General features: G+C 64.0%; 7 protein-coding genes. 1 reads left to right on the plus strand and 6 read right to left on the minus strand.

The window, feature by feature from the left end; genetic code table 11:
- Positions 1-95: 95 nt before the first annotated feature.
- From F4U94_RS17875 to F4U94_RS17895, 5 genes are read right to left on the minus strand one after another with little or no spacing between them, the layout of a single operon-like run.
- On the minus strand, positions 96-854 hold the full coding sequence (locus F4U94_RS17875; RefSeq protein WP_120249634.1) for a metallophosphoesterase family protein: 759 nt from the start codon (positions 852-854) through the stop codon (positions 96-98).
- Positions 855-870: 16 nt separating this feature from the next.
- The gene (gene dcd, locus F4U94_RS17880; RefSeq protein ID WP_056682258.1) at positions 871-1,425 is read right to left on the minus strand and encodes a dCTP deaminase; all 555 of its coding nucleotides are present in this window, start codon (positions 1,423-1,425) and stop codon (positions 871-873) included.
- Positions 1,426-1,432: 7 nt separating this feature from the next.
- The gene (locus F4U94_RS17885) at positions 1,433-1,891 is read right to left on the minus strand and encodes a cytidine deaminase (protein ID WP_120251975.1); all 459 of its coding nucleotides are present in this window, start codon (positions 1,889-1,891) and stop codon (positions 1,433-1,435) included.
- The gene (locus F4U94_RS17890) at positions 1,891-2,574 is read right to left on the minus strand and encodes a GH25 family lysozyme (RefSeq protein ID WP_425505029.1); all 684 of its coding nucleotides are present in this window, start codon (positions 2,572-2,574) and stop codon (positions 1,891-1,893) included. Before F4U94_RS17890 ends, F4U94_RS17885 begins: the two co-directional genes overlap by 1 nt.
- A gap of 13 nt (positions 2,575-2,587) precedes the next feature.
- Positions 2,588-3,070, minus strand: coding sequence for a UPF0262 family protein (locus tag F4U94_RS17895; RefSeq protein WP_120249635.1), 483 nt, complete (start codon positions 3,068-3,070; stop codon positions 2,588-2,590).
- Positions 3,071-3,184: 114 nt separating this feature from the next.
- Here F4U94_RS17895 and F4U94_RS17900 point away from each other — a divergent pair, with 114 nt between their 5' ends.
- Positions 3,185-4,669 carry a replicative DNA helicase gene (locus F4U94_RS17900; RefSeq protein WP_120249636.1) on the plus strand — a complete coding sequence of 495 codons (1,485 nt, stop codon included), beginning with the start codon at positions 3,185-3,187 and terminating at the stop codon, positions 4,667-4,669.
- A 129-nt stretch (positions 4,670-4,798) separates the two neighbouring features.
- On the opposite strand, the gene F4U94_RS17905 is transcribed toward F4U94_RS17900, so the two are convergent.
- Entirely contained in the window at positions 4,799-6,607 is a 1,809-nt protein-coding gene (locus F4U94_RS17905; protein WP_120249637.1) for a DUF885 domain-containing protein, read from the minus strand.
- Positions 6,608-6,758: the final 151 nt, after the last annotated feature.

Below are 6,758 nucleotides of genomic sequence, written 5' to 3' on the forward strand. Positions count from 1 at the left end.
ACGATGTAGCGGCCCTGGTTGATCTGGATCAGCCATAAAGGGAAAAATGGCGCGAAGAAGCGTCCTTCCGCGCGCTGCGCTCCGTGCGAATCGCCTCAGTCGCCGGTGTGCAGAAACCAGCGATCGGTGCCCTCCAGCCCGATGGCGGTCAGCCGGCCCGACAGGAAAGCGCCGGTGTCGATACCGATCCGTCCGGCCCGTTCGTCCACATCGGGGCTGATGCTGTGGCCATGCACGATCATATGGCTGTGCGCCCCGCGATGGTCGAGAAATTCGCGCCTGATCCAGCGCAGATCCGCCGGGCTTTGTGCATCGATCGGCACGCCCGGGCGAACGCCGGCATGGGCGAACAGATAGTCGCCCATGGCGATGCTGTCGGGCAGGGCGTCCAGAAAATCGACATGGGCGCGCGGCACATGCCTGACCATCCACGCGACGATTTCCGCATCGGTCATGACCCGGAACAAGGCGGGGTCCAGGCCGTAGCTGGCCAGCGTCGCCTCTCCCTCCATGCGGCGAAAGACCGGCATGACCTGCGCATTGCCGCGCGCGGCCAGGATGAAGACTTCCTCATGATTGCCTTTGAGGCAGCGAACGTCGCCGCCCGATGCCATCAGCGCCATCACCCGTTCGATCACGCCGCGCGAGTGGGGGCCACGGTCGATCAGGTCGCCCAGCAGGATCAGGCTGATCGGCTTGGTTGCGCGGTCGCCGTCATCCTGGGCGATCATGGCCAGCAACCGGTCGAGCAGGTCGGCGCAGCCATGCACGTCGCCGATCGCATAGACCCGCCGGTCCGGCCCGATATCGGGTGGCGGCGCGGCATTGCGCGTTGTCCTGCGCCAGAATGTCATGGCCGCGATTGTCGCATCACAGGCGGGGGAGAGTCACCCCCTGCTGCCCCATATATTTGCCCGCGCGGTCGGCATAGCTGACTTCGCATGGTTCATTGCCCTGAAGGAACAGGAACTGGCAGGCGCCTTCATTGGCGTAGATTTTCGCGGGCAGGGGGGTGGTGTTGGAAAATTCCAGCGTCACATGCCCCTCCCAACCCGGCTCCAGCGGGGTCACGTTCACGATGATGCCGCAGCGGGCATAGGTGGACTTGCCAAGGCAGATGACCAGCACGTCGCGCGGCACGCGGAAATATTCGACCGTGCGGGCAAGCGCGAAGCTGTTGGGCGGGATGATGCAGCAGTCGGTCTTGCGATCGACGAAATTCTTCGGATCGAAATCCTTGGGATCGACGATGGTGCTGTCGACATTGGTGAAGATCTTGAATTCGTCCGCCACCCGCGCGTCATAGCCGTAGGAGGACAGGCCGTAGCTGATGCAGCCCTCGCGCCGCTGGCTCTCCACGAACGGCTCGATCATGCCGGTGCTCAGCGCCTGTTCGCGAATCCATTTGTCGGAAAGAATGGCCATGTCGTTTTCAGCTCTTCGTCGTGGGGCCGATGCCCAGGTCCGCGGGACCGAAGGCATGGGGGAGGAGGTCAGCGACCGTCAGGTCGAGGATGCGGTCGCCGCTGGGCGTGGCGCAATAGATGCCAAGGGTGCGGCCGGCCATCTGCTCGGCCTCATTCATGATCTGGCGGCAGCGTCCGCAGGGGGTGACGAGCGCTTCCTCGCCCGCGTTCATGGCGCCGCCGACGACCGCGATATCCGTTACGTCTGCGAAACGACCCTGTGCATTGACCGTGGCGAGCGCGACCGTTTCGGCACAGAGCGACAGGCCGTAGCTGGCATTTTCGAAATTGCAGCCGGTGACGATGCTGCCGTCGGTCAGGCGCACGGCGGCGCCCACGGCAAAGCGGCTATAGGGCGCATGGGCGTTGGCCATCGCTGCGCGCGCTGCCGCGATCAGCTGTCCAACTTGTTGTTCGTCTTGCATCAGGGCGTCACCACATTCCATCGGACCGGACCATCGACGCCGTCGATATGCCGCATGTCGCTGGCTGTCCACATCACCCACGGCTTGGTCGCATAATCGGGCGGGAAGAAATTGCCGTCCAGCCACAGCGTCCGGTTGATGCCCGAGCCGATATCGTAAGCCTTATCGAAATCTTCGCTGACGTTGAGCAGCACGGTCTTCCCCGCATGCCCCTCCACCAGATTGACCAGCGTGTTGAGTTCCGACAGCAGCAGGTCGCGGTTGGGCCGGGCAGTGCAGGCGGGCGTGAAGGCGAGGCGAATGACCGGGGGCAGCGCGGCATTGTCACGCGGCACGGTGGTCATGAAGCGGGTCGCCTGGTCGCTGGCGAGGCGGCAGGGGGTGAATTCGATCAGCGCGCCGTAGCGCAGCCCAGCCGCGCGCGCCCCGCGCCAGTTGGCGGCGAAGGCGGGGTCGCGATGATCGGCGGCGTCGCCGGCGCGGATATAGGCGAAGTCTGCGCCCTGCGCCGCCAGCGTGCCCCAGTCGACCGGGCCGTTGTCTGCGCTGATGCTCACGCCCTGTACCGGATATTGATCGCGATCGGGCGCCCAGGCACGCGCATAGAGCCACAGCGCCAGAGCCAGCGCCGCGACCACCGCCAGTCCCGCCCCGATGCGGACCAGCAGGCCACCCAAAGTCACAACCCTGATCGTCTTACCCCTTGATATGCAGCACGCAGATGAGCGTGAAAAGTCGGCGCGCCGTGTCGAAATCGACCTCGATCTTGCCCTCCAGCCGTTCCTTCAACACCTCCGCCGCGTCGTTGTGGATGCCGCGTCGGGCCATGTCCACCGTCTCGATCTGTTGCGGGGAGGCGTTGCTGATCGCCTGATAATAGCTGTCGCAAATGGCGAAATATTCGCGGATCGGCCGGCGGAAGCGACCGAGGCTGAGGATGATCGCTTCCAGCGGCGTATCATCCTCCCGGTTGATTTCGATGCCGAGCCGCCCATCCTCGACCCGCAGCATCACCTTGTAGGGACCGGCATAGCCGTCGGCATGGACCCGCTGCGGCGCGAAGTGATTATCCTCCAGCAGGTCGAAGATCGCGATGCGCCGTTCCTGCTCCACGTCGGCGTTGCGCCACAGGATCGTGCGCTGGTCCAGCTGGATGTCTATGATGCGCGGATCGGCCATGATGCAGGATTTAGTCAGTGCGGTGGTGCGCGCCGAAAAGCAAGCGGGACTTATCCACAGATGGTTTCCGTTCTGGCCCTTGCGCACCGCGCGCCGGCGGAGGAAAGAGGGGCCATGGTCGAATTGCTGAAAATCAACCCCGCTGAAAGCAGCGGAACCGAACTGCCGCGCAATGTCGAGGCGGAGGCCGCGCTGCTGGGCGCGATCATGATCGACAACCGCATCGCCGAAGATGTGCAGTTGAGGCTGAAGGCCGAACATTATTTCGAGCCGCTGCACGGCCGCATCTACGACGCGATCATGCGCCTGCTGGACAAGGACATGGTCGCCAATCCGGTGACGCTCAAACCCATGCTGGAGCAGGATCCGGCACTGAAGGAACTGGGCGGCGCGGCCTATCTGGCGCAGCTGACCGGCAATGGTGCGGCGCTGATCGGCGCGCGCGATTTCGCGACGCAGATCTATGACCTGGCCCTGCTGCGCCAGCTTGTCAGCGTCGGTCGGGAACTGGTTGAAAATGCGATGGATACCAGCGAGGATGTCAATCCCCGCGAGCAGATCGAAGCGGCGGAAGTCGCGCTTTACAAGGTATCCGAGGGCGAGGGCGAGTCCGGGTCGGTCAAGAGCTTCCTGACGGCTTCGACCGCCGCCGTGCAGGTGGCGGAACGCGCGCTCAACAGCGGCGGCCATGTGTCGGGGATCACGACCGGCATCAACAGCCTGAACGCCAAGATCGGTGGTCTGCACAATTCCGACTTGATGATCCTGGCCGGTCGTCCGGGCATGGGCAAGACGTCGCTGGCGACCAACATCGCCTATAATGCGGCGTCGCGCTGGCTGCGGGACAATGGCGATGGCATTCCGGCTGAAAAGAATATGGGGGCCAAGACGGCTTTCTTCAGCCTGGAAATGTCGGCCGACCAGCTGGCCACCCGCGTGCTGGCCGAACAGTCGGGCATTTCCGGCGAAGCGCTGCGCATGGGCAAGATCAGCCGGGCGGACTTCCAGAACCTGTCCCGCGCCGCGCGCGACTTGCAGGAATTGCCGCTGTTCATCGACGATACGCCGGGCCTGACGATCGCGGCGCTGCGCACCCGCGCGCGGCGGTTGAAGCGGCGGCATGATATCGGCTTCATCGTCGTCGATTATCTCCAGCTGCTTCAGGGCACCGGACGCGGCAACGAAAATCGCGTGAACGAAATTTCTGAAATTTCGCGCGGTTTGAAGACGTTGGCCAAGGAACTTCATGTCCCGGTGCTGGCGCTGTCGCAGCTCAGCCGTGCGGTGGAGCAGCGTGAGGACAAGCGGCCACAGCTGTCCGATCTGCGCGAATCCGGCTCGATCGAGCAGGACGCGGACATGGTGTGGTTCGTGTTCCGCGAGGATTATTATGAAGCCGCCAAGGAGCCCAAGCCCGACGACGAGGCCGCCTATGCCGCGTGGAAGGAAAATATGGAGCGCATCTACGGCCTGGCCGAGGTGATCGTCGCCAAGCAGCGCCACGGCTCCACCGGCCGCATCCGCATGAAGTTCGACGCCAAGATCACGCGCTTCTCCGATGTGGCGGACGATAGCTATCAGGATCTGGATTACGAATAATCGAGGCAGTTAAACATCCGTCATTCCCGCGCAGGCGGGAATCCATCCCCTGACCTTGCACCAAGATCAACGCTGGGGAGATGGATCCCCGCCTGCGCGGGGATGACGAGGTGATGAGGGCTAGGGCGGTTAGCCCTTCACCGCCTTCGCCCGCGCGGCGACCCGCTTTTCCAGCATCGACAGCGGCATCGCGCCTTCCTCAAGGATGGCGTGGAACTGCTTGATATCGAAGTTTTTGCCGAGCGAGGCCTGCGCGTCCTGGCGCGCCTTGCTCCATACGCCATGACCGACCTTGTAGCTGGTCGCCTGACCCGGCTGGGTGCAATAGCGTTCGACTTCGCGCTGGCAGCGGGGGCGGGCGAAGCCGGTCTTTTCGACCATATAGTCGGTCGCCTGCTTCACATCCCATTTCTTCGCATGGATGCCGGTATCGACTACCAGCCGCGCCGCGCGGAACAGGAAGGATTGGAGATAGCCGGCCCGGTCGATCGGCGTCGCATAGCCGCCCAGCTCGTCGGCCAGCTGCTCGGCATAGAGCGCCCAGCCTTCGGTATAGGCGCTCATGAAGGCGGTCTTGCGGAGCATCGGCACGTCGCCCGCATTTTGCGCGGTCGAAATCTGGAGGTGATGGCCCGGCACGCCTTCATGATAGGTGAGCGAGGGCAGGCCATATTTCGGCCAGTCGCCCACATCCTTGAGGTTGATGAAATAGATGGCGGGACGCGATCCATCCAGCGCGGCGCGGTTATAATAGCCGTTGGACGCGCCATCCTGAATTTCGACGGGCACTGCGCGGATTTCCAGCGCGGTGTCAGGAATGGTGGTGAAGGCATTGGGAAGTTTGGCCTTCATCGCATCGATATCGCGATTGAGCTGGGCGAGCAGGGCGGCGCGGCCCTCCGCGCTGTCGGGGTAAAGCTGCGCAGGATCGACATTGAGTGCGGCAAGGCGTTCGCCGATCGACCCGCTGGTGCGGCCGGCGCCCTTGAGGATCACGTCCAGCTGGGCGGAGAGGTCCGCCACCTGCTCCAGCCCCATGGCGTGAATCTGGTCGGCCGACAGGTCGGTCGTGGTCGCGCTCTTGAGCGCCGCGGCGTAGATTTCATCACCGCGCGGGGTGCGCCAGATGCCGTCGCCCGCCGCCGTCTTGCCGCGTAGCGATTCGATCGCGGCGATCTGCTCGTCCAGTGCGGGGTAGATGGATTTTTCGACCACCGCTGCGGCTTGGCTCTGCCAGTCGCCGGTCAGCCCCTTGGCCGCGGCGCGCTTGACCAGCGATTGGACCATCGAACTGTCTGAGGCGCTCTGACTGCGCAGTTTCTTCATCTGGCCCAGCGTCAGGTCGAGCGACCAGCCCGGCGCCAGATAGCCGCGCGCCGCCTCATCCCGCTGGAGCGCGGTGTCGGTGCGCAGGTTGCGGGCGAAGGCCTCCAGCCGCGCGACATAGGCATCGCAATCGGCCGTGGCATTGATGGTGTGGGCGGTGTTGAGGAAATCCGGCGTGGAGAAATAGCTGCCGCCCTGTTGGAAGATGCGATAGGGGCGCACCGCGCTGTTGAGGCCGAATTTGGCGGGGGCGACGGTCTGCTGGTCCAGCGCGTAGAGAATGACGTCCAGGTTCAACCGCTGCGCGTCGGACAGGCTGGCGGTCTTATACCCCTCCAGTTCCTTGATCGCAGCCTGCGTCGCGGCCAGCCGCTTCATCATCGCCGATTTGCTGTTATCGTCCAGCTGGCTCTTCGCGCCGGCACGGCCGCCCTTGTCGAGGCCGAGGCTGGTGACGAACGCGGGCGAAAGATCCAGCTGCCGATCGAAGATGGCGGCGAAGGTCGCGGATAGCCGGGCGTCGTCGGCGCCAGCCGTCTGGGCAAGAGCGCGGGGCGTTGCAGCGGCGAGGGCGGCTGCACCACTGGTGGCGAGGAATTGACGGCGGTCCATGGACGACTCCCTTATGTCTTTGACAACGTCCTGGGTCACGAAGGAAAGCGAGATTTGGTCAACAGATCTCTATGCGCCGGCATTGAGCGGCGAGGCATGCATTCTGAGCCAGATGGCTTCCACCGTCAACGGGATCGCTCCCTGCCATAGC

Source organism: Sphingobium limneticum, from assembly GCF_008710155.1.
Taxonomy (GTDB): Bacteria; Pseudomonadota; Alphaproteobacteria; order Sphingomonadales; family Sphingomonadaceae; genus Sphingobium; species Sphingobium limneticum.